Below are 402 nucleotides of genomic sequence, written 5' to 3' on the forward strand. Positions count from 1 at the left end.
ATGGCGTCGCTGCCTGCCTGGATGGCCGAGCCGGTCAGCGTGGCGGCGCGCCCGGCAACTGCCGTGACGCTGCCGCCAGCTTGCACCAGACTACCAACACCACGGGTGGTCTGTTCGCGCAGATAGTCGCGCCCACCATGCGCAGTAGCGTCCTGCGTGGTGCCCGTCTCAGCCGTGCCGAGGTCGAGATCACGGCCTGCGCCGATCAATGCATTCTTGCCGGCGCTGACGTTACCGCCCGCCATGCCGATGTCGCGACCAGCCAGCACGGCAACGTTGTTGGTGGCCGAGATCGTGCCGATGGCGCCCACACCCGTGGCGCTTGCGCTGTTGCCGTTGGCCAGTGTTGTCGTGTTGGTGATCGTCTGCGCCGCATTGATGACATCGCGTCCGGCCGATACC

1 protein-coding gene is annotated in these 402 nt (G+C 66.9%); it reads right to left on the minus strand.

The features are described 5' to 3' along the window. Positions 1-402: hypothetical protein (locus ABDB81_RS30460; protein WP_346814429.1), on the minus strand; the 402-nt coding region annotated here is incomplete at both ends.

This window comes from Cupriavidus sp. DL-D2, assembly GCF_039710735.1.
Classification (GTDB): Bacteria; Pseudomonadota; Gammaproteobacteria; order Burkholderiales; family Burkholderiaceae; genus Cupriavidus.